The sequence below is a fragment of the Variovorax sp. HW608 genome (assembly GCF_900090195.1).
Taxonomy (GTDB): Bacteria; Pseudomonadota; Gammaproteobacteria; order Burkholderiales; family Burkholderiaceae_C; genus Variovorax.
Map to the genome: position 1 here is coordinate 7,244,600 of NZ_LT607803.1, position 21,528 is coordinate 7,266,127.

Annotated in this window: 19 protein-coding genes; 14 read left to right on the forward strand and 5 right to left on the reverse strand. The window is 63.3% G+C overall.

Annotation, left to right across the window (positions count from 1 at the left end; genetic code table 11):
* The first annotated feature begins 96 nt into the window (after positions 1–96).
* From VAR608DRAFT_RS34300 to VAR608DRAFT_RS34365, 14 genes are all read left to right on the forward strand, one after another.
* Positions 97–579, forward strand: a complete 483-nt coding sequence (locus VAR608DRAFT_RS34300) for a hypothetical protein (RefSeq protein ID WP_088958115.1) — start codon at positions 97–99, stop codon at positions 577–579.
* A gap of 149 nt (positions 580–728) precedes the next feature.
* Positions 729–2,288, forward strand: a complete 1,560-nt coding sequence (locus VAR608DRAFT_RS34305) for a recombinase family protein (RefSeq protein ID WP_172843940.1) — start codon at positions 729–731, stop codon at positions 2,286–2,288.
* Positions 2,285–3,184, forward strand: coding sequence for a plasmid partitioning protein RepB C-terminal domain-containing protein (locus tag VAR608DRAFT_RS34310; protein ID WP_088958117.1), 900 nt, complete (start codon positions 2,285–2,287; stop codon positions 3,182–3,184). The genes VAR608DRAFT_RS34305 and VAR608DRAFT_RS34310 overlap by 4 nt, the downstream gene beginning before the upstream one ends.
* Positions 3,181–4,065, forward strand: a complete 885-nt coding sequence (locus VAR608DRAFT_RS34315) for a plasmid partitioning protein RepB C-terminal domain-containing protein (RefSeq protein ID WP_088958118.1) — start codon at positions 3,181–3,183, stop codon at positions 4,063–4,065. The genes VAR608DRAFT_RS34310 and VAR608DRAFT_RS34315 overlap by 4 nt, the downstream gene beginning before the upstream one ends.
* Positions 4,066–4,316: 251 nt before the next feature.
* Positions 4,317–5,213 (forward strand): WYL domain-containing protein, encoded by an 897-nt coding sequence (locus tag VAR608DRAFT_RS34320; protein ID WP_088958119.1) that lies wholly within the window; start codon positions 4,317–4,319, stop codon positions 5,211–5,213.
* Between the two features lie 63 nt (positions 5,214–5,276).
* Entirely contained in the window at positions 5,277–5,483 is a 207-nt protein-coding gene (locus VAR608DRAFT_RS34325) for a hypothetical protein (RefSeq protein ID WP_088958120.1), read from the forward strand.
* Between the two features lie 21 nt (positions 5,484–5,504).
* Positions 5,505–9,071 (forward strand): helicase-related protein, encoded by a 3,567-nt coding sequence (locus tag VAR608DRAFT_RS34330; protein WP_088958121.1) that lies wholly within the window; start codon positions 5,505–5,507, stop codon positions 9,069–9,071.
* The gene (locus VAR608DRAFT_RS34335; protein ID WP_088958122.1) at positions 9,071–10,129 is read left to right on the forward strand and encodes a hypothetical protein; all 1,059 of its coding nucleotides are present in this window, start codon (positions 9,071–9,073) and stop codon (positions 10,127–10,129) included. The genes VAR608DRAFT_RS34330 and VAR608DRAFT_RS34335 overlap by 1 nt, the downstream gene beginning before the upstream one ends.
* Positions 10,130–13,036 (forward strand): DUF1156 domain-containing protein, encoded by a 2,907-nt coding sequence (locus tag VAR608DRAFT_RS34340; RefSeq protein WP_088958123.1) that lies wholly within the window; start codon positions 10,130–10,132, stop codon positions 13,034–13,036.
* Positions 13,037–13,046: 10 nt separating this feature from the next.
* Positions 13,047–15,902, forward strand: coding sequence for an ATP-binding protein (locus VAR608DRAFT_RS34345; protein WP_088958124.1), 2,856 nt, complete (start codon positions 13,047–13,049; stop codon positions 15,900–15,902).
* Entirely contained in the window at positions 15,899–16,852 is a 954-nt protein-coding gene (locus VAR608DRAFT_RS34350) for a toll/interleukin-1 receptor domain-containing protein (protein ID WP_088958125.1), read from the forward strand. Before VAR608DRAFT_RS34345 ends, VAR608DRAFT_RS34350 begins: the two co-directional genes overlap by 4 nt.
* Positions 16,853–16,879: 27 nt before the next feature.
* Positions 16,880–17,401 carry an SLATT domain-containing protein gene (locus VAR608DRAFT_RS34355; RefSeq protein WP_088958126.1) on the forward strand — a complete coding sequence of 174 codons (522 nt, stop codon included), beginning with the start codon at positions 16,880–16,882 and terminating at the stop codon, positions 17,399–17,401.
* Between the two features lie 4 nt (positions 17,402–17,405).
* On the forward strand, positions 17,406–18,182 hold the full coding sequence (locus VAR608DRAFT_RS34360) for an SMODS domain-containing nucleotidyltransferase (protein WP_088958127.1): 777 nt from the start codon (positions 17,406–17,408) through the stop codon (positions 18,180–18,182).
* Between the two features lie 57 nt (positions 18,183–18,239).
* Positions 18,240–19,067, forward strand: coding sequence for a three-Cys-motif partner protein TcmP (locus VAR608DRAFT_RS34365; RefSeq protein ID WP_088958128.1), 828 nt, complete (start codon positions 18,240–18,242; stop codon positions 19,065–19,067).
* On the opposite strand, the gene VAR608DRAFT_RS34370 is transcribed toward VAR608DRAFT_RS34365, so the two are convergent.
* The 5 genes from VAR608DRAFT_RS34370 to VAR608DRAFT_RS34390 are packed head-to-tail and all read right to left on the reverse strand — an operon-like array spanning position 19,064 to position 21,479.
* The gene (locus tag VAR608DRAFT_RS34370) at positions 19,064–19,810 is read right to left on the reverse strand and encodes a DUF5131 family protein (protein WP_088958129.1); all 747 of its coding nucleotides are present in this window, start codon (positions 19,808–19,810) and stop codon (positions 19,064–19,066) included. The genes VAR608DRAFT_RS34365 and VAR608DRAFT_RS34370 overlap by 4 nt on opposite strands.
* A 13-nt stretch (positions 19,811–19,823) precedes the next feature.
* Positions 19,824–20,192, reverse strand: coding sequence for a helix-turn-helix domain-containing protein (locus VAR608DRAFT_RS34375; RefSeq protein WP_231973065.1), 369 nt, complete (start codon positions 20,190–20,192; stop codon positions 19,824–19,826).
* 41 nt (positions 20,193–20,233) lie between these two features.
* Positions 20,234–20,767 carry a lysozyme gene (locus tag VAR608DRAFT_RS34380; protein ID WP_231973066.1) on the reverse strand — a complete coding sequence of 178 codons (534 nt, stop codon included), beginning with the start codon at positions 20,765–20,767 and terminating at the stop codon, positions 20,234–20,236.
* Positions 20,707–21,183: a hypothetical protein gene (locus tag VAR608DRAFT_RS34385; protein ID WP_088958131.1), complete on the reverse strand. Its 477-nt coding sequence runs from the start codon at positions 21,181–21,183 to the stop codon at positions 20,707–20,709. Before VAR608DRAFT_RS34385 ends, VAR608DRAFT_RS34380 begins: the two co-directional genes overlap by 61 nt.
* Positions 21,180–21,479, reverse strand: coding sequence for a DUF6127 family protein (locus tag VAR608DRAFT_RS34390; protein WP_088958132.1), 300 nt, complete (start codon positions 21,477–21,479; stop codon positions 21,180–21,182). The genes VAR608DRAFT_RS34385 and VAR608DRAFT_RS34390 overlap by 4 nt, the downstream gene beginning before the upstream one ends.
* Between the last annotated feature and the right edge of the window lie 49 nt (positions 21,480–21,528).

Consider the following 21,528-nt stretch of genomic DNA (forward strand, 5'->3'; position numbering starts at 1 on the left):
CGCCCCACTGACGGATCGAGGCCAAGCGCACCCGCGCTTGGGCGCGGCAGCAGTGCCGTCGCGGTTTCCAGCGGCTTTTGCATGGAGACCCCGACGATGACCCGACACTGCGCCTGCTGCGGCAAGCCCTTCGCGCCCCGCCCGCAAGTACCCGACCAAGCCTACTGCTCCTTGCCCGACTGTCAACGCGCCCGCAAGCGCCAGTGGCAGCGGGCCAAGCTCCAGTCCGATCCCGACTACCGGATCAACCAGCGCGCGGCCCAGCAGGCGTGGTCGCAGCGCAATGAGGACTACTGGCGCAACTACCGCGACGTCCGGCCCGACTACGAACAGCGCAATCGCGAGCAGCAGCGGTCGCGCGATGCTCGTGAGCGGGATCAGGCGCGGGAGGCCGATCTTGCAAAGATGGACGTGTGCCGCCTGCCGACCGGCCTGTACCGCATCACGCGGCACCCGGCTTTTTCGAGGCAAAGCGGCGATTCGTGGGTCGTCGAGATCACGCCAGTGGCCGTGACGTGTCCGCGCAAGATGGACGTGTCAAGAGAGGACTTGATCGACGCCGCGTCGATTCGCCCGTAACTTCACTGCCAAAACGGGTTCTCGAACATCCTGCTTGGCAACGATTCCAACCGTGTGCGTTGCCGCCATCCTGGTTTCCATGTGGCGGCGGCGCGTCCATTGAAGGGAGCAGCAGACCCGAGATCGCCAATCACAGAGTGACCGGGCCTATGCAAACGAACGAATCGCCTCCAAGTCCGCCGGGGTCAGTGTTCCGCGCCGCACAGTACGTGCGCATGTCGACGGAGCACCAGCAATACTCGACGGAGAACCAGGCCGACAAAATCCGCGAGTACGCCGCCCGGCGCAACATCGAGATCGTCCGCACCTACGCCGACGAGGGCAAGAGCGGACTGCGCATCGATGGTCGACAGGCGCTCCAGCAACTGATCGGCGACGTCCAGGCGGGCAAGGCCGACTTTCAGATCATCCTCGTCTACGACGTCAGCCGCTGGGGCCGGTTTCAGGACGCGGATGAGAGTGCCTACTACGAATACATCTGCCGCCGCGCCGGGATTCAGGTGGCCTACTGCGCCGAGCAGTTCGAAAACGACGGCTCGCCGGTCTCCACCATCGTCAAGGGCGTCAAGCGCGCGATGGCAGGCGAATACAGCCGCGAGTTGTCGGCCAAGGTGTTCGCGGGGCAGTGCCGCCTGATCGAACTCGGCTTCCGCCAAGGCGGGCCAGCGGGCTACGGTCTGCGGCGCGTGTTGATCGACCAGTCCGGCTCCGTGAAGGGGCAGCTTTCTCGCGGCGAGCACAAGAGCCTGCAAACCGACCGCGTGATCCTGCAGCCCGGCCCGGACGAGGAAGTCGTCGTGGTCAACCAGATCTACCGCTGGTTCGTCGAGGACGGCCTGTTCGAGTCCGAGATCGCCGATCGGCTCAACGTGCGGGGCGTGCTCACCGATCTGGGCCGAGCGTGGACGCGCGCCACTGTGCGCGAGGTGCTCTCGAACGAGAAATATATCGGCAACAACGTCTACAACCGGCGCTCCTTCAAGCTCAAGAAGGTGCGAGTCGTGAACCAGCCGGAGATGTGGATCAAGAAGGAAGGAGCGTTCGAGGGGATCGTGCCGCCCGACCTGTTCTACACGGCGCAAGGCATCCTGCGCGAGCGGATGCACCGCTTCAGCAACGAGGAACTGATCGAGAAGCTGCGCCGCTTGTTCCAGCAACACGGCTACCTCTCCGGCCTGATCATCGACGAGGCCGAGGGGATGCCCTCGGCGGCGGCCTACGCGCACCGCTTCGGCAGCCTGATCCGGGCCTACCAGACGGTCGGCTTCACGCCGGATCGGGACTACCAGTATCTGGAAGTCAACCAGTTCCTGCGCCGACTGCACCCGGAGATCGTCGGCCAGACGGAGCGGATGATCGCCGAGGTCGGCGGCGCGGTCGTGCGTGATCCGGCGACCGATCTGCTCACGGTCAACCGCGAGTTCACCGTCTCGCTGGTGCTGTCACGCTGCCAGTTGCTGGACAACGGCCGCCGTCGCTGGAAGGTGCGCTTCGACACCAGCCTCGCACCGGACATCACGGTCGCCGTCCGGCTCGACGACGGCAATCAGGCGCCGCTGGACTACTACCTGTTGCCGCGTCTGGACTTCGGCCAGCCGGGCATCCATCTGGCCGATCACAACGGCCTCGAGTTCGAGAGCTACCGCTTCGACAGCCTGGACTACCTCTACGGCATGGCCGAGCGCAGCCGCATCCGGAGGGCCGCATGACCAAACAGCACCACGCCACCGACCTGCAAATGATCCCGGTCGACCAGATCGCCGTGCTCAACCCGCGCGACCGCAATGGCCGCGTGTTCGAGGAGATCGTCGGAAGCATCAAGAACCTCGGCCTGAAGAAGCCGGTCACGGTGACGCCACGCGACGATCTGGAGGACGGCAAACGCTACCTGCTGATCTGCGGCGAAGGCAGGCTCAAGGCGTTCAAGTCGCTCGGCGAGAAGGAGATTCCGGCGTTGGTCGTCACGGTCAACGACGAGGACGCCTTCATCATGAGTCTGACTGAGAACATTGCCCGCCGGAAATACAGTGCGCTGGAACTGCTGATGAGCATCGAGCAGTTGAGCCAGCAGGGCTACGACAAACGCGTCATCGCCCAGAAGACTGGTCTGAGCCTCGACTACATCAAGGGCATCCTGCTCCTCTTCGAAAAAGGCGAGGAGCGTCTGCTGGCCGCCGTCGAGGCCGGAAGGGTTCCGCTCAGCGTCGCCATCACCATTGCGGGTGCAAGCGACGAAGAAGCGGTGCAGGCCGCGCTGCAGGATGCCTACGAAAGCGGCCAACTGCGCGGCGGGCAACTGATGCAGGCGCGGCGCGTGCTCCAGCGGCGCAGCACCTTGGGCAAAACGCTGGCCCACCGGCCCGCGCGCAAGGGAGCGTCCGTCACCACCTCCAGCCTGGTGCGCAACTACCAGCACGAGGTCGAGCGGCAGAAGCTGATGGTCAAAAAGGCCGAATTCGCACAGCAGCGTCTGCTGTTCGTGATCGAAGCGCTGCGCCAGTTGCTGGCCGACGAGCATTTCTCCAACCTGCTGCGCGCCGAAGGCCTGGACACCTTGCCCAAGCAACTGGCCGAGCGCGTCTGGGCTGGAGGTCACGCGGCATGAGCCGCCCGCCGCTTGGATTCATCCCAGAACCGATCACGCTTGCGCTGGATCGGATTTTGCCGTCGCGCAAACCACCGGAGGGCTTGCACACCTCGCGGAAGTTCAAGCAGATCATGGCCTCGATGGAAGCGGTCGGGCTGATCGAGCCCCTGAGCGTGGGCAAAGCCGACAAGACCACCGGCAACCATATCCTGCTCGACGGGCACATGCGCCTGCTGGCGCTGCGGCAGCTCGGCTACGTCGATGCACCGTGCCTGATTGCCACCGACGACGAAAGCTACACCTACAACAACCGGCTCAACCGCATCTCCTCCATTCAGGAGCACCACATGCTCCGGCGCGCGGTCGAGCGCGGCGTCACGCCCGAGCGGCTGGCCAAGGCGCTCAACGTGGACACCAGCCTGATCCACAAGAAGGTGAGCCTGCTCGACGGTATCTGCCCGGAGGCGGTCGAGATGCTGAAGGATCAGCACTTCGCCGCCAACCTCGGCTCGGTGCTGCGCAAACTCAAACCCACCCGGCAGGTCGAGTGCGTGGAGTTGATGCTCACTGCCAACAACATGACGGTCGCCTACGCCACAGCCTTGCTTGCGGCCACGCCGCCGCACCTGCTGGTCGGCGAAACCAAGCCCCGGAAGGTGCGGGGCGTCACCGCCGAACAGATGGCGAAGATGGAGCGCGAAATGGGCAACATCCAAGGGCAACTGAAGCTGGTCGAGCAGTCCTACGGGCAGGACGTGCTGATCCTCGTGCTGGCGCGCGGCTACCTCGGCAAGCTGATCGACAACAAGGCGGTGTTCCGCTACTTGTCGCAGCGCCAGCCCGATGTGTTGGCGCAGTTCGAGAACATCGTCCAGACCGTGGCGCTGGACGGGAAGTAGTCCCCGGCGGTCGTCCCGGGCGCACCGGCCCGGGCTGCGGGGCCGTTCGTCCCGCCTATCGCGCCCGCCCGTTCGTGGCGAGCGATCACTGACTTTCAGAACATGGGGCAGCCGTACTGCGGCCTCACCCGTGCCACGTCCAATACATCATCATCATTTTGCGATTGATATAGGCGTGTTTTGCGTCTAATTGACATGCTGTTTTGATACGTGTATGCTCCGCCAAAACATAGGAAAACTCCCTCGCCTTTATGTCCGCCGACCGACTCTCCGGAATGACCCAAGCGCAGCGCGACCGCCTCGCGTTCGTCGAGCTGCGCCTGCGCTTCATGGGCGAAATCCGCCGGCAGGATTTGGTCACGCGCTTCGACATCCAAGCGGCGGCGGCCACGCGGGACATTGCTCAGTACAAGGACCTGGCCCCGGGCAACACGGAGTACGACACCAAGGGCAAGGTCTACGTGCGGGCCGAGTGGTTCCGACCCCTGTTCGACTTCCCGGTCGAACGCGTCCTCACATGGCTGTCCCAAGGCTATGGCGATGGCGAACCGGCCCGATGGAAAGGCATCGTCGCCACCGAAGGCACCAGTCTGCCGGGCCGGGTCGATCTGGAGTTGCTCTCGACCTTGACGCGTGCCATCCACCGTGGCGCAGCCGTCAAGATTTCCTACCGCGCCCTGTCCAGCGGCCTGACCACCCGAGAAATCGTGCCCTTCGCGTTGGCCGACAGCGGTCTGCGTTGGCACCTGCGGGCCTTCGACCGGCGCAGCGGCGAGTTCCGCGACTTCGTGCTGGGCCGCTTCGACGACGCCAGTGTCCTGCCGGGCGAGGTCGCCGATCACGAAACGCCCGCTCAGGATATCCAGTGGAACCGGATCACCGAGCTGGAGCTCGTGCCGCATCCGGCCAACGTGCAGCACCCGGACACCATCGAGGCCGAGTACGGCATGGAAGGCGGCGTGCTCAAGGTGCGCACGCGCGCGGCGATGGCAGGTTACCTGCTGCGCCGCTGGAACGTGGACTGCACCGACGACCACAACCTCAAGGGTGGCGAATACCACCTCTGGCTGCGCAACCGGCAGGCGCTCTACGGCGTCACCAACCTCGTCCTCGCGCCGGGTTACGGCGAGGGCAGCAAGGATTGGTGATGAACATGGCCTTCTGCTTCAACCCCGCCCCCAAGCACTTTCGCCACCGAAAGGAGTTCCATCATGGCTAAGCCTCCCTCCAACCACGGCAAGCAATGGACGCCTGCCGACGTTTCGCAGCTCAAACAGCTCGCCAAGCAGAACACGCCCACGCGCGTCATCGGCATCAAGATGGGCCGCACTGAAGACGCCGTGCGCAACAAGGCGAGCGAGAACGACGTCTCCCTCAAGCCCACGAACCAGTCGCCCTACAACCGGCGCAAGCCCTGAGCGAAGACGAAGGGGCGCACCGTGCTGAAGCTCGAACAGATCCAGAAGAACGCAGCCATCTCGGGCTTGGAGCCCGGGCAGGTGGTGCGCATCGTCACGACCGAGCCAGTCGGCGACAACGCCCTCACCGTTTACTACAAGACCGCCGACGGCACGCTGCGCGAGCGGATGCTGTTCCGCACCGACGAAGCCAACCTGTCGCTGGCCGAGTCGGGTCGCCCGTGGGCCTTCGATGCGCCGGGCGACGCCTTCAAGCTCGCCGCCGAGGCCTATCGGATCAATCTGGCCCACCTGTTCGATCCGATGATGGCCGTCCACACCTCGAACGTGGAGCCGCTGCCGCACCAGATCACGGCGGTCTATGAATCCATGCTGCCGCGCCAGCCACTGCGCTACGTGCTGGCCGACGACCCCGGCGCGGGCAAGACCATCATGGCGGGCCTGTTCATCCGCGAGCTGCTGATGCGCGCCGACGCCAAGCGCGTGCTCATCGTCGCGCCCGGCTCGCTGGTCGAGCAGTGGCAGGACGAAATGTTCGAGAAGTTCGGCCTGTCGTTCACGCTGTTCTCGCGCGAGCAGGTCGAGCAGTCCCGCAGCGGCAACCCCTTCGACGACTTCGACCTGCTGGTCGCCCGCGTCGATCAACTGGCGCGCGCCGAAGACCTGCAAGAAAAGCTCATGCTCACGCAGTGGGACTTGGTCGTCGTTGACGAAGCCCACAAGCTTTCGGCCAGCTACTTCGGCAACAAGATCAACAAGACCAAACGGTTCCTGCTCGGTGAGACGCTGGGTTCAATCACCCGCCACTTCCTGTTGATGACGGCCACGCCGCACAACGGCAAGGAGGAAGACTTCCAGCTTTTCATGTCGCTGCTGGATGCCGACCGCTTTTACGGCAAGTTCCGCGACGGCGCGCACAAGGTGGATGTGGCCGACCTGATGCGCCGCATGGTCAAGGAAGACATGTTGCGTTTCGACGGTACGCGCCTCTTCCCCGAGCGCCGTGCCTACACCGTCAACTACAAGCTTTCCGATCCGGAGGCCGCCCTGTACGCGGCGGTCACGGAGTACGTGAAGACCGAGTTCGCCAAAGCCGATCAGTTGGCCGACGGTGGCCGCAAGGGCACGGTCGGCTTCGCCCTGACCGCGCTGCAACGGCGGCTCGCCTCCAGCCCCGAGGCCATCTACCAGTCCCTCAAGCGCCGCCGCAACAAGCTCAAGCGCCGCGTCGAGGACGAAAAACTGCGCCAGCGCGGCCAGTCACTGGTCGAGACCGTCGCCCCCTTGAACGGCGGCGTGAATGGTGCAGGCAACGGCTCGCCCGAAGACATCTGGGATTCCGCCGACGACCTCTCGCCCGAGGCCTACGAGGACTTCGAGGAAGCCCTGGTCGATCAGGCCACGGCGGCGCAGACCATCCAAGAACTCGAAGCCGAAATCATCATCCTCGAAGGGCTGGAAGAACAGGCCCGGCAGGTCGTGCATTCCGGCCAAGACCGCAAGTGGGACGAACTCTCCCGCCTGTTGCAAGACACGCCGGAGATGCACGACGACGCCGGGCGTCAGCGCAAGCTCATCATCTTCACCGAGCACCGCGACACGCTGAACTACCTCGCCGTGAAGATTCGCGGCCTGATCGGCAGCGAGGAAGCCGTGGTGATGATCCACGGCGGCGTCAAGCGCGAGGAACGGCGCAAGGTGCAGGAGCTGTTCCGCAATGACCCGACCGCGCGTGTGCTGATCGCCACCGATGCGGCAGGCGAAGGCGTGAACCTGCAAAACGCCAACCTGATGGTCAACTACGACCTGCCGTGGAACCCTAACCGGTTGGAGCAACGCTTCGGCCGCATCCACCGCATCGGCCAGACCGAGGTCTGCCACCTCTGGAACATGGTCGCCTCCGAAACTCGTGAGGGCGACGTCTTCCAACGCCTGTTCGAGAAGCTCGAAGTGGAGCGCGCGGCGCTGGGCGGGCGTGTATTCGACATCCTCGGCGAGGTGTTCGAGGAAAAGAGCCTCAAGGACTTGCTGATCGAGGCCGTCCGGTACGGGGCCGACCCCGAAGTGCGCGCCCGTCTGCTCAAGAAGGTCGAAGGCGCCCTCGACACCCACCACCTCGAAAACATCATCAAGCGCAACGCCCTGTGCGAAGAGGTGATGGACGAGAAGCGCCTGTTCGCCGTGAAGGAAGAAATGGAGAAGGCCGAGGCCCGCAAGCTCCAGCCTTTCTTCATCCGCGCCTTCTTCAACCAAGCGTTCGCGGCCTTGGGCGGCGAACTGCGGCCCCGCGAACAAGGCCGCTACGAAATCACCAACGTCCCCGCCATCATCCGCGAGCGCGACCGTCAGATCACGGGCCGGGATCGCCGCAACGCCGACCCGGTGCTGCGCCGCTACGAGCGCGTTTGCTTCGAGAAGCAGTACGTGCGCCTCACCGACCGCGTGGGCGCGCCCATGGCGAGCCTGCTGCATCCGGGCCACCCCTTGATGCAGTCGGTCACCGACATCGTGCAGGAGCAGCACCGCAACAAGTTGAAGCAAGGCGCGGTGCTGGTCGACCCGAGCGACTTGGGGCTAGCGCCGAAGGTGATGTTCATCATCGACCACTCGGTCAAGGAAGGCGCAGACCCCAACCGCGTCGCCTCGCGGCGCATGCAATTCGTCGAGATCGACGCCTCGGGCCAGACCATCAACGCGGGCTGGGCACCGCATTTGGACTTGGAGCCGCTCGCCGCTGGCGACATGGCGCTGATCCAAGACGTGTTGGCCTCGCCGTGGATCGCCAAAGATCTGGAGCATGCGGCGCTCGCCCACGCGGGCAGCCACCTCGTGCCCGAGCACTTCGACGAAGTGCGCTCGCGGCGCGAGAAGTCCGTGGACAAGACCTTGGCCGCCGTCCACGAGCGCCTGGTCAAGGAGATCAATTTCTGGTCTGACCGCTACATCAAACTGCAAGACGATCTGGCCGCAGGCAAGGACGTGCGCCTGACGCTGGAGAACGTCCGCCGCACCATCGACGACCTGACGGCCCGCCGCCAGTCGCGCGAGAAGGAACTGCTGGCCATGCGCCATGTGGTCTCGGCCACGCCGGTCGTGCTCGGCGGCGCGCTGGTCATCCCGGCGGGGCTGCTGATGCAGCGCAAGGGCGTCCCTGCCGAACAAGGCGGCTGGTCGGCAGACGCCGACGCCCGCGCCCGTGTCGAGCAGATGGCCATGCGCGCGGTCATGGAGGCCGAACGCGCGCTCGGTCATGACGTCATCGACGTGTCGGCGCAGAAATGCGGCTGGGACGTCACCAGCCAGCCCAAGCCCGTGGATGGTCGTCTGACGACCACGCGCCACATCGAGGTGAAGGGCCGCGCCAAGGGCCAGTCCACGATCACAGTCACCCGCAACGAAATCCTCTACGGCCTGAACCAAGCGGACAAGTTCATCCTCGCCATCGTGCTGGTGGACGGGAACAAGCACGAAGGCCCGTTCTACGTGCGCCAGCCCTTCACGCAGGAGCCGGACTGGGCGGAAACCAGCAAGAACCTCGATCTGGGCCAGTTGCTGGCCAAGGCCGTCGCACCGGGAGCCTCGTTGTGATGGTCGATCAGCACCACGACATCTTCGACTCGCTGACCCGCAACGCCTTCGACTTCTTGGAGCGCGGCATCGCAGAGTTCGACAAGAGCCCCAAATACTCGGTCATCCACTTCTGCGCGGCAGTCGAGATGCTGCTCAAGGCGCGGCTGATGAAAGAGCATTGGTCGCTGATCGTCTCCAAGCCCGATCAGGCCAATCTCGCCAAATTCATGGCCGGGGACTTCATCTCGGTCACACTGGAAGATGCCAGGGCGCGGATTCGTGATGTTGCGGGCGAGGACATCGGCGACGACGCCTACAACAGCTTCCGCGCGCTGGCGAACCATCGCAACAAGATGGTTCACTTCTTCCACAACGGGCTGGACAGCGACGAAAAGGCCAAGGCGCAGATCGTCGCCGAGCACTGCCGCTCGTGGTTCCATCTGCACCGCCTGTTGAGCCGGTGGGACACCTACTTCCACGACTTCGGCAGCGAGATCGCCCACGCGGATCGCGCGATGAAGGGGCACCGGAAATACTTGGCCGCCAAGTTCAAGGCGCTCAAGGCCGAGCTGGACGCCGCCCGCAAGGCAGGCAGCGCGCCGAAAGCGTGCAGCGCCTGCGGCTTCAAGGCGGCCATCCCCGACGACCTTGACGACCAGATCGCGTCGTTGCGCTGTTTGGTGTGCGATCACACCGAAACGCAGGTCGAGCTCGACTGCCCGCACTGTGGTGAATCCACCGTCATTGCGAACGAGGGCTACGCGACGTGTGAGCACTGCGGGGAAGCCATCGAGCCAGAGCACCTAGTGGATGCGCTGACGGATCACGATGCAGCACACATCGGCATCAAGGATGGTGACGATCGTTGGGAGCCTGCCAACTGCGGGAACTGCGACGGCTACCACACCGTCGTCAGGCGCGGCGATCACTACTTCTGCGCGAGCTGTTTCGATATCTCGGATGGCATCGAGCAGTGCCAGTGGTGCAACGAATACAACACCGGCGACATGGAACACAGTTACTCAGTCGGCTGCAGCCAGTGCGATGGCAAGGTCGGCTGGGAGAAAGACGACTAAATGAACAACAACATCAAGACACCCAAGAAACTCATCGAAGTCGCCCTGCCTTTGGACGCGATTAACGCCGCTGCCGCGCGCGAGAAGTCCATTCGCCACGGCCACCCCAGCACGCTGCACCTGTGGTGGGCACGGCGTCCGCTGGCGGCAGCGCGGGCGGTCATCTTCGCGCAGATGGTCAACGACCCCGGCTACCAGCAAGGTGGTGGGTTTCGCTACGGCGTCAACAAGGAGAAGGCGCAGGCCGAGCGTGAGCGGCTGTTCAAGATTATCGAAGACCTGGTGCAGTGGGAGAACACCAACAACGAAGAGGTGTTGGAACGCGCCCGCGCCGAAATCCGCCGCTCGTGGCGTGAGGTTTGCGAACTGAACAGAGGCCACCCGCAGGCTGCCGAGCTATTCAACCCCGACAAGCTTCCCGCCTTTCACGACCCCTTTGCGGGCGGCGGTGCGCTGCCGTTGGAGGCGCAGCGTCTAGGCCTGGAGAGTTACGCCTCCGACCTCAATCCCGTGGCCGTCACTATCAATAAGGCCATGATCGAAATTCCGCCGCGCTTTGCTGGGTCCGCACCTGTGGGACCAGTGCCCACACGCGATAAGCAGACCAAGCTGCATGAGGACTGGAGCGGCGCACACGGCTTGGCAGAGGACGTGCGCCGATATGGCGCCTGGATACGCGAGCAGGCTGAGCAGCGAATCGGAAAGCTCTATCCAAAGATCACAGTCACCCCCGAGATGGCGACCGAGCGGCCAGACTTGTTGCCGTTGGTGGGTCAGTCGCTTACCGTCATCGCGTGGCTATGGGCGCGCACAGTTAAGAGCCCAAACCCGGCCTTCAGCCATGTCGACGTGCCACTGGCTTCGACATTTGTTCTGTATCCGAAGGGTGACAAGCAGGCCTACATCCAACCGCAACTTGAGCCAGACGGGTACCGCTTCGTCGTGAAGCTCGGCCCCCCGGACGAGGCAGCAAAGAAGGGCACAAAGGCCAGCGGCAGTGGATCCTCGTTCACGTGCCTGATGTCTGAAAGCCCAATCAGCTTCGACCACATTCGAACTGAGGCGATGGCGAACCGGCTCGGCACAAAGTTGATGGCGGTTGTCGCGGAGACGAAGGTAGGCCGCGTGTATCTCTCGCCTACAAGCGAACACGAGTCAATCGCTTTGCAGGCACGGCCTGAGTGGCAACCGGAAACCCCCCTTCCTGAAAAGGCACTCGGATTTCGAATTCAGCTCTATGGCATGAAGAGCTACGCCGATCTCTTCACTAATCGGCAAAAGCTCATTCTTGGAACACTTGCCGACCTAGTGTCCGAAGCGATTGATCGCTGTAGGCAAGATGCAATCCGAGCCGGACTTAAAGATGATGGCATCACACTAGACGCAGCAGGCGTTGGCGCAACTGCTTACTCGCAAGCGGTTGGTGTGTATCTGGCGTTCTCCGTGAGCCGGATGGCCGACAGACATTCTTCGCTCTGTCGCTGGGATCCAAATCCGACTGGATATGCACCCAAGATCGCAAACACGTTCGGTCGCCATGCATTGCCGATGGTCTGGGACTTTGTTGAGGGGAATCCTTTTAGCCCATCATCCGGGAATTACGAGGATGCAGTCGGATGGGTTGCGAAGGTCATTGATTTTTCGCTGAGTGCCCGAGCTTCCGGAACAGCGTCCCAAGAGAATGCCAATGGGCAAAGCCTGAGTAGTCGGAAGGTCATCTCCACAGACCCCCCTTATTACGACAACATCGGGTACGCCGACCTCTCAGACTTTTTCTACGTCTGGCTACGCCGGAGCCTGAGGCCGATCTACCCTTCGCTATACGCCACTTTAGCCGTGCCGAAAGCGGAGGAGCTTGTGGCCACTCCGTTCCGTCACGGCAGCAAAGAGAGGGCAGAAGCCTTCTTCCTGAACGGCATGACGGAGGCTATGCACTCCCTAGCCGAGCAGGCACATCCGGCGCTCCCTGTCACCATCTACTACGCCTTCAAACAGAGCGAGACCAAGGGTGAGGCTGGCACCTCTAGTACCGGGTGGGAGACCTTCCTGGAGGCAGTGATTAGGGCTGGCTTCGCGCTGACGGGTACGTGGCCCATGCGTACCGAGCTGGGCAACCGCATGATCAGCTCTGGCACGAACGCGCTAGCCTCCAGCATCATCTTGGTCTGCCGTCAACGCACCAAGGACGCGACCACCGTCAGCCGCCGGGAGTTCATCCGGGAACTGAACGCCGCATTGCCTGAGGCATTGGACGAGATGACTCGGGGCGGCGTGAACTCACCCGTCGCACCGGTGGACCTGTCGCAGGCCATCATCGGCCCCGGCATGGCGATCTTCAGCCAGTACGCCGCGGTGCTGGAAGCCGATGGCACGCCCATGAACGTGCGCACCGCGCTGCAACTGATCAATCGCTTCCTATCTGAGGACGACTTCGACCACGACACGCAGTTCTGTCTGCACTGGTTCGAGCAGCAGGGCTGGGCCACCGGCAAGTATGGCGACGCCGACGTGCTGGCCCGCGCCAAGGGCACCAGCGTCGGCGGCCTGCAAGCCAGCGGTGTGGTGGATTCGAGCAAGGGCGATTTGCGCCTGCTCAAGTGGGCTGAGATGCCCCGCGACTGGGAGCCGGAGCGTGATGCGCGCCTGCCCGTGTGGGAGGCACTGCACCAGCTCATCCGAGCGTTGAATCAAGACGGCGAATCCGCCGCAGGTAGCTTGCTGGCGCGCATGCCCGCTAAAGCCGAAACCATCCGCGCGCTCGCCTACCGACTCTACACCCTGTGCGAACGCAAGGGCTGGGCCGAGGAGGCGCGCGCCTACAACGAGCTGGTCACTGCCTGGAGCGCCATCGAACAGGCCGCAGGCGAAGCGGGCGTGCTCGGCTCGCAAGGACAACTGGAAATCTGAGGGGAAGAACATGGCATTGAAACCTTGGCGCGAAATCGCGGAACCGCACTCCGATGTGCGGGAAGGCAAGTTCCAGCAGGCCGAATTCGCCGCCGACCTGTCGCGCGTGCATGCGGGCACGGCCAACGCGGAGTACCAGAACCCGGCACTGTTCTTCCAGCGCACCTTTATCACCGAAGGCATGCGGCTGTTGCTGGACTCGGTGGTCAAGCGCCTCGCGGGCCAGGGCGGCGACCCGGTCATTCAGCTTCAGACCGCCTTCGGCGGGGGCAAGACGCACACCATGCTGGCCGTCTATCACCTCGCCAAGGGCGAGGCACCGGCCAGTGATTTGCAGGGTGTTCCCGCCATCCTCGATGCGGCGAGCGTGACCGAACTGCCCAAGGCGCGCATCGCGGTGCTCGACGGCATCAAGTCCTCGCCCAATCAGCCGGTGGTGAAGGATGGGCAGAGCATCCGCACGCTGTGGGGCGATTTGGCATGGCAGTTGGGCGGAGCCGAGGGTTTCAAGCTCGTGGCGGAAGCCGATGCCTCGGGCACGTCGCCGGGCAAGGAGGTGCTGGCCGATCTGCTGGCCCGCTACGCGCCCTGCGTCATCCTGATCGACGAGCTGGTGGCTTATGTGCGCCAGTTCGAAGAAGGAAAGGCGCTGTCTGGCGGCACCTTCGATTCCAACCTCAGCTTCGTGCAGGCGCTGACGGAAGCCCTGAAGGCAGTGCCGACCGCCGTGTTGCTGGCTTCGCTACCGGAATCCGCCAAGGAGGCAGGCAGCCAGCGAGGCGAGAAGGCGCTGGCATCCCTGGCGCACTACTTCGGGCGGATTCAGGCACTGTGGAAGCCGGTGGCCACCGAGGAGGCGTTCGAGATCGTGCGTCGGCGGCTCTTTTCTAACATCAACGACAAGCTGGCGATGGAGTCGGTCTGCCGAGCATTCGCGGACTACTACATTGAGAACCGCGACGATTTCCCGCAGGAGACGCAGGACAGCAAGTATCTGGAGCGGCTAATCCACGCCTACCCGGTTCACCCGGAGGTGTTCGACCGCCTGTACGAGGACTGGTCAACGCTGGACAACTTCCAGCGCACGCGTGGCGTGCTGAAGTTGATGGCGAAGGTGATCCACCGTCTGTGGAAGGACGGCAACAACGATCCGCTGATCATGCCCGGCAGCTTTCCGCTGATGGATGCGGACACGCTGAACGAGGCGCTGTACTACCTGCCGCAGGGCTGGACGCCGGTGATCGAGCGCGACGTGGACGGCGAGCGTTCGGAGACGTGGGAGATCGAGAACAAGGACACCCGCTTCGGCAGCGTGCAAGCCTGCCGCCGCGCAGCGCGCGCCATCTTTCTGGGCAGCGCGCCCAGCACGGCCAACCAGGGCGTGCGCGGTCTGGAACTGGAACGCGTGATCCTTGGCGTGGCCTTGCCCGGACAGCAGCCCAACCTTTTCAAGGACGCGCTGCGGCGCTTAGGCGACCGGCTGCACTACCTGAACGCTGCCAACAACCGCTTCTGGCTGGACACGCGCCCGAACCTGCGGCGCGAGATGGAGGAGCGCAAGCGCCGCTTCCAAGACAGGGAGGACGTGTTCCCCTCGATCCGCGAGCGCGTGCAGCGCAGCCTTGCCAGCGGGGTGTTCGGCGGCATCCACACCTTCACCAGCAGCGGCGACGTGCCCGACGACTGGGCGCTGCGGTTGGTGGTGCTGCCGCCGGACGCGGCCTTCAGCAAGAGCGGCCAGAGCCTCGCCATCGAGCGCGCGACCGAGATTCTGAAGAAACGCGGCGACCAGCCCCGTTTCAAGCAGAACCGCCTGATCTTCGTGGCGGCGGACTACGACAGCGTGAGCCGCCTGAAGGATCACGTTCGCTCGCACCTCGCGTGGCGCAGCATCGTCGGCGACTACAAGGACAACCGCATCGTCCTCGACAACCTGATGGCCAAGCAGGCGCAGGCCAGTCTGGAGCAGGCCGAGGAAACGGTGCGGCGCATGATCCGCGAAACCTTCAAATGGCTGCTCGCGCCTGTGCAGGAAGCTCGCCCTGGCAAGGGGCTGTCCGACTTGGTGTGGGAGCACTTTCCGCTCAACCCCGGCGCGCAGAACTGGTCGCAGGAGATCGAGCGCGTGCTCAAGGAGAACGAACTGCTCATCAGCGAATGGGCCCCGATCCATCTGGCCAAGGTGCTGAAAGACTGGTTCTGGAAGGACGACGCCAAGGACACCAGCGCCCTCAACGTGTGGCAGCAGAGCTGCCAGCAGCTCTACCTGCCGCGCTTGAAAGACGACACTGTGTTCCAGACCACGATGGGTGCAGGTGCGGAAAGCCGCGAGTTCTTCGGCTTCGCGCAGGGCAAGGAGCAGGATGGCGGCAAGCTGCGCTACGTAGGGTTCAGCTACGGCAAGCGCACGTCGCTGATCATGGATTCGTCGCTGCTGCTGGTTGAACCGCTCACCGCAGCCGCCTACATGGAGAGCCTGCGCGCGGCCGAAGAAGCGTCGCGCGCCAAGGCTGCCGATGCAGGAGCCGGTGCAACGACGACTGTGGTGACAGGTGGAGGCGAGGTTCCCCCTCGCGTCGAGGATTCCGGCAAGGGCAGCTACCCGACCGGCGGCAGCGCGGCGAGCGCCAAGAAGCAGTTCTACGCCAGCATCGACCTCGACCCGATTCAGGCCAAGCGGCAGTTCGCCGATCTGGTGGACGAGGTCGTGCAGCAGTTCACCCTGCGCCCCGGCGTGAAGGTACGGATCGCCGTCGAGATTCAGGCCGAATCTCCGACCAGCTTCGACGATGGCCTTCAGCGCGCGGTGAAAGAAAACTGCAACGTGCTGAAGTTCAAGAGCGCGGAATTCGAGGCTGGTGAATGAACGCCCCTAAGGTCTTCGTCAGCCACGCCAGCGAAGACAAGGATCGCTTCGTCGTCGAGTTCGCACGGCGTTTGCGTGAGAACGGCGTCGATGCGTGGCTCGACCAGTGGGAGATGAAGCCGGGCGACAGCCTGGTGGACAAGATCTTCGAGGAAGGGCTGAAGGAGGCGCGAGCCGTCATCGTCGTCTTGTCCAAGGTCAGCGTCCAGAAGCCTTGGGTTCGGGAGGAGCTGAACACCTCGGTGGTCAACAGGATCAGCCGTGGAACCCGATTGATCCCTGTCGTCATCGACGATTGCGAGGTGCCCGAAAGCCTGCGATCCACCCTCTGGCAGCGGGTCGATGACCTCACCGACTACAGCCAGAGCTTGCAGCGCATCCTGTCGGCAATCTTCGACGTGGACGACAAGCCGACCATCGGCGAGCCGCCAGCCCGGTTCTCCGGGCCAGCGCCATTGATTTCCGGCTTGACGCGGGTCGATGACTTGGCCTTGCGCGTCATTGCCCGGGTACAAATCGATGAGGACGTAGGTCTGGTGGACTGGGATCGGCTGCGCGCTGAACCGGCGCTCCAAGATGTGCCGCAGCAGGAGCTTTTCGACTCGCTGGATATTCTCGAACAGCACTACTACGTCAAGATCGGGCGAGTTCTCGGCGCACCGCTGTCGCATGTCGTGCTCACGGACTACGGTTTTCAGCAATTTGCGCAGGCGTATGTCGCAGACTATCAGGACGTGGTTGCCCGGATCGCCGCGTTGCTGGTCAACGAAAACGTCCGCCAGAACGAGGAACTGGCAACGCGCGTCGACAAGCCCTGCGCCTTCGTCGACTTCGTGCTGAACCTGCTGGAAAGCAACAATCACATCAAGGTTTCCAGATATATGGGCGGCCAGTCCAACGTCTGGGAAGTCTCTGCATCGCTGCGTCGGGCGATCCAGCAGGCGCAATAGGCCGATGCGAGGGAGGCGCGACACACCATGAGCGAATCGTCCGAAGCCGATCAGAACAGGATTTCCGCATTGCGCCGCGAAGCCGAGCGCCTTGAGGAGGACGCGACGTACTCCAGCAAAGGGCACTTCAACGCTGAAGATACTTGGGTGAAGCGTCACTACTGGCTGGGGATTCCCGCGACGGCTCTCGCGGCGATTGCTGGGGCCACGCTGATCAAGAGCCAGCCGGAATTAGCAAGCGCATTCGCACTGCTGGCATCGTTGCTGACGGGGCTGATGACGTTTCTCAAGCCCAATGAGCGTGCGGCAATGCATAGGGCTGCCGCAGGGCAATTCCTGGCCCTCAGAAATGAAACGCGCTTCTTCCGAGAAATCGAACTGCTGCAGGTGGATCGGCTGGACGAGATGCCCGAGAAGTTGAAGGTTCTTGCGGCCGCGCGTAACGAGTTGAACCAGAAAAGTCCGAGCATTCCTCGTAGGGCTTTCGTCGCCGCGCGCAGGGGTATCGAGGAAGGCGAATCAACCCACAAGGTGGACAGGGAGGAGTGACGGAATGTCGGTATTGAGTTTTCTCACGGATACGGCCAGCAACGCAGTGCTTTCTTCGACCGAGCAGTCGTCAATCACAACCTCGATTTCGACGCTGCAAGCCCGGATCGGGCTGCATTTCACCAGCGGTGTAATCAAGCAGCACTTCCGCTTCGGCTCCTCGACGCGGGGCACGATCTTGCCGCGCTCGATGGACGAGCACTCGGATATCGATTACATGATCGTATTCAGCGAGAACAATGCTACGCCGCAGACGTACTTGAACCGGCTGAAGACTTTCGTCGAGAAGTACTACAGCTCGTCGGAAATCCGGCAGTCCAGCCCGACCATCGTGCTCGAACTAAACCACATCAAGTTCGACCTCGTGCCAGCAACGTCGACATGGCTCGGCGAACTGCAAATCCCGAATGGCTCCGGCGGTTGGATGACAACCAACCCGAATGACTTCAACGCCACGCTCGAAGCCAAGAACAAAGAGCATAAATCGCTGATCAAGCCCTCCATTCGGTTGTTCAAATACTGGAATGCAACCGCCGGGTTTCCATTCCAATCCTTTGAAATGGAAAAATGGGTGTGTGGTCTGAGTTTCTGGTTCCTGTCAAACCAGAAAGACTACTTTCTTACGGTCATCGAAAACCTGACTACGAGCTCATCGTACTCGCAGTGGGTGAACAACGAAATTACGCGAGCAAGGACTATCGTGGCCAATGTTCGGCAGTACGAAAAGGATGACATGCCGGTAACGGCGGAGAATGAAATCAAGAAGCTGTTCCGGCTCTGAGGGGAAGAGCAAGCGCATTCGAACGGTTTCTTCGTACGAAAATGCAGGGAGTAGGCGATGGGAAAACTGATCGACGGAGACGATGGACTGCCTGCCGAGGAAGTGGGCGTCTGGGCCAAGGAGAAGCACGACTACCTGTGCCGCTACATCGATATCTCGCGCAGCACCCGCGCGAAGTATCTCGGCCCCGGAAAGGCAGGCGCGACCTACATCGACCTGTTCTGTGGCCCTGGACGATGTAAGGTCAGGGACACTGGCGAATGGATTGACGGCGGTGTCGTCGCCGCGTGGAAGAAAAGCCAGGAAGGCAACGCGCCGTTCTCGCAGGTCTTCATCGGCGACCTCGACACCCAGCGGCGTCAAGCCGCTGCAACCCGCCTGCGCAACTTAGGCGCGCCGGTCGTTGAAGTCGATGGTGGCGCAGTCGATGCGGTGAAAACCGTCATCACCAAGCTCAACGCTTATGGCCTGAACTTCGCGTTTCTCGATCCCTTCGATCTGGCGGCGCTGAACTTCGACATCGTCGTCGCCTTGTCCGCGCTCAAGCGCATCGACATGCTGGTCCACATCAGTCAGATGGACTTGCAGCGCAATGTCGTGAGCTACGCGACCACGGACAACTCACCGTTCGATACCTTCGCGCCCGGATGGCGCGAGAAGGTGTCCATCGCACAGGGGCAACAGGAACTTCGGCAACAGATCTTCCAGTTCTGGCGCGACAAGGTCGCGGGCCTTGGCGTGTGGCCTTCCACCGACATGCGCTTGCTCACGGGCAGCAATAACCAGCCGCTGTACTGGTTGCTGCTTGCAGCCAAGCACGAACTCGCCCACAAATTCTGGGCCACGGCCTCCAACGTCGAGGGCCAAGGCGCGTTTGATTTCTAGGGTTGCGCAACCGCTTCCGGATAGTCATCCCATGTGCGGCCACGGAAGACGCGGCCGTTCGCCTTCTTGTGGCGCTTGACGCCGTCCGCGCCCCAGCCGCCCCACTGCTTGAAGAAGAACGCCGCGCCGGCGGCCTCAGCCTGCACCTGCACATTCGCCACCCACTCCTCGCGCATGGGGCGGGCCTTGTGGCCTGATTCGCCGCCGACGATCACCCAGTGGATGTCGCGCAGGTTGAGGCTGCCCAAGTCTTCCAGCAACGGCTCGACCGAGAGGAAGCGGATGTGGGCGTCCACCTTGCGCAGGTGGTCGATGCGCGGCACGCCGTACTTTTTGTCCTCCACCGATACGCCCAGCCACACGTTCTGCGGGCAAGCGCGCTTCGAGAAATACTCGGGCAGGCGCTCCGCGCGCTTGGTGAGGATTTGGTAGGTGTGCTGCGGTGTGGCCTCGATGATCGAGAACACGCGGTCGAGGAACTTGTCCGGCACGGCCTCGTGGAACAGGTCGCTCATGCTGTTCACGAAGTACGTCGTCGGCTTCTTGCGCAGCAACGGCTGTTCCAGCCGGTTCTCATGCACGGTGAGCTTGAACTCGTTTTCATAGCCAGCCGCGCCCATCGCATGCAGACGACGCGCCATCACTTCGGCGTAGCAGTGCTTGCAACCCGGCGAGACCTTGGTGCAGCCGGTGGCCGGATTCCAGGTCTGCTCCGTCCATTCGATGGTCGATTGCGTTGCCATACGACCTCCTATGTCATTGCGGCGCAGCGCCCGACGAGCGGGCCTGCGCATTTTCGGACGCGACGGCGTCCACCAAGCGGGAGAGCGCCGAGCGCACCGGCCCCAGTTCCGGGTCGGCCAAGGTCACGCGCACCCGTTCGGCGAGCTGTTCCGCCGACGGGGCCGATTCGCCTTCAGCGGTATGCACCAGACGCATACAGCGGTTGATGACGCTGATCGGCGGACTGGCCTTGCCCCGCTCGTACTTGCTCACCATCGACTGATCGACCTCCAGTAGATCGGCGAATTCCTTCTGGCTGCGCCCATTGCGCGCCGCCCGGATGAGTTCTTCAACGCTATCGAAAGCCACGATCTTGCCACCTAGAAAATGCACTTGACGCATAGTTTATCATCAATATGCTTCATGCGCCTATTCGGGTCCGTTCAGCCAGCCGTGGATTGCAGGATCAGGGGCACTTCCGCCTCGCGCCGCGCCACGAGGCCCGGCAACACCTTCCCGCCGCCATACACCCAACGCCGCAGCTCCGTCGCGGCGGCGGCCCAGTCCCGCTGGTTCACGCGCCGCCGCAGGGTCGAGGTCTGCAAGCGACCGCCGCCAAGATTGAAGGTGAAGTCCACGATGGCCGCCAGCCGTCCTTCCGGCTCTGTGACCAGCACCGGGCAGCAGCGCAGCGTGGCGGCCAGCGCCGTGGAGAGGTCGCGGGCGAGATAGGCTTCCGCCTCGGCCTCGGTGATCGGCGGGTGCTGGGCATCACACAGGTGGCCGTAGCCGATCGTCCAGAACCCCGCCGGGCAGATGTAGGGGTGCGCCCGGCCCGGATCGTTCTTCGGCACGCGGTGGAAGCCCTCGAACCGCTTGGCGAGCGCGACGGCTGCCTGCAGCACAGCGATGGCGCTCACGCCTTCACCCGTTCGAACACGCGGCCGAGGAACCAGAAGTTCAGCACACCGGCCCACAGCGCCTGATCGGCTTCCGTCCATGCGGCCTGAATCGCGGCGATCCACTCGACCTCTGCATCCATCGCGCCGACGAAGGCGGCGGTCTTGGCCGCGCAGTAGAGCGCCATGAACCAGTAGGTGATGACTGGACGCACGCTGGAAGACAGCGCATCCGCCCAGCGCACGCCGGACAACTTGCCCTGCGCGCCGACCGCTTCCTTCAGCGCTTCGATGGCTCCGGTGTTCCACGCGGCGTCCGCGCTTGCGCCGATTTCCGCCATCCGCTGCGCACCGCGCAGCTTCTCGAACTCCAGCGCCTTGTCCTGCATCGCCAGTTCGTGGCCCCGCTCGCCCTTGCGGTCGAGCCACTTGAGGATTTCGGGTGCGAGGCGAAAGGCGCCTCCGAGGAGGCCGCCGAGCAGAGTCTCGATCATTGCGCACCTCCCATCAGCTTGAGCTTGATGGCCGCGCCCACGAGCAGTGCCGCCAGCACGCCGGTGGTGAGCACCTTCACGAAGGTCTGCCACGCGGTATGACGTGCCGCACGCCACGCATCCAACAGGTCGCGCAGCTCGCGGATGTCGCGCGCGGCGCTGCCGTTCTCCAGGCCCAGATGGGCGAGGCAACGCTCGGCTCCGCGTTCGGCGGCGTGGTCGAGCAGTTCTTCGAAGTCCTCGCGGCGCAAGAGCAGCATGTTCTCCACGAGGGCGGGCTTGGCTTCTTCGGTCATTGGCTTTCTCCGGAAATGCGAAACCCGCCCGATGCCGAAGCACCGGAGC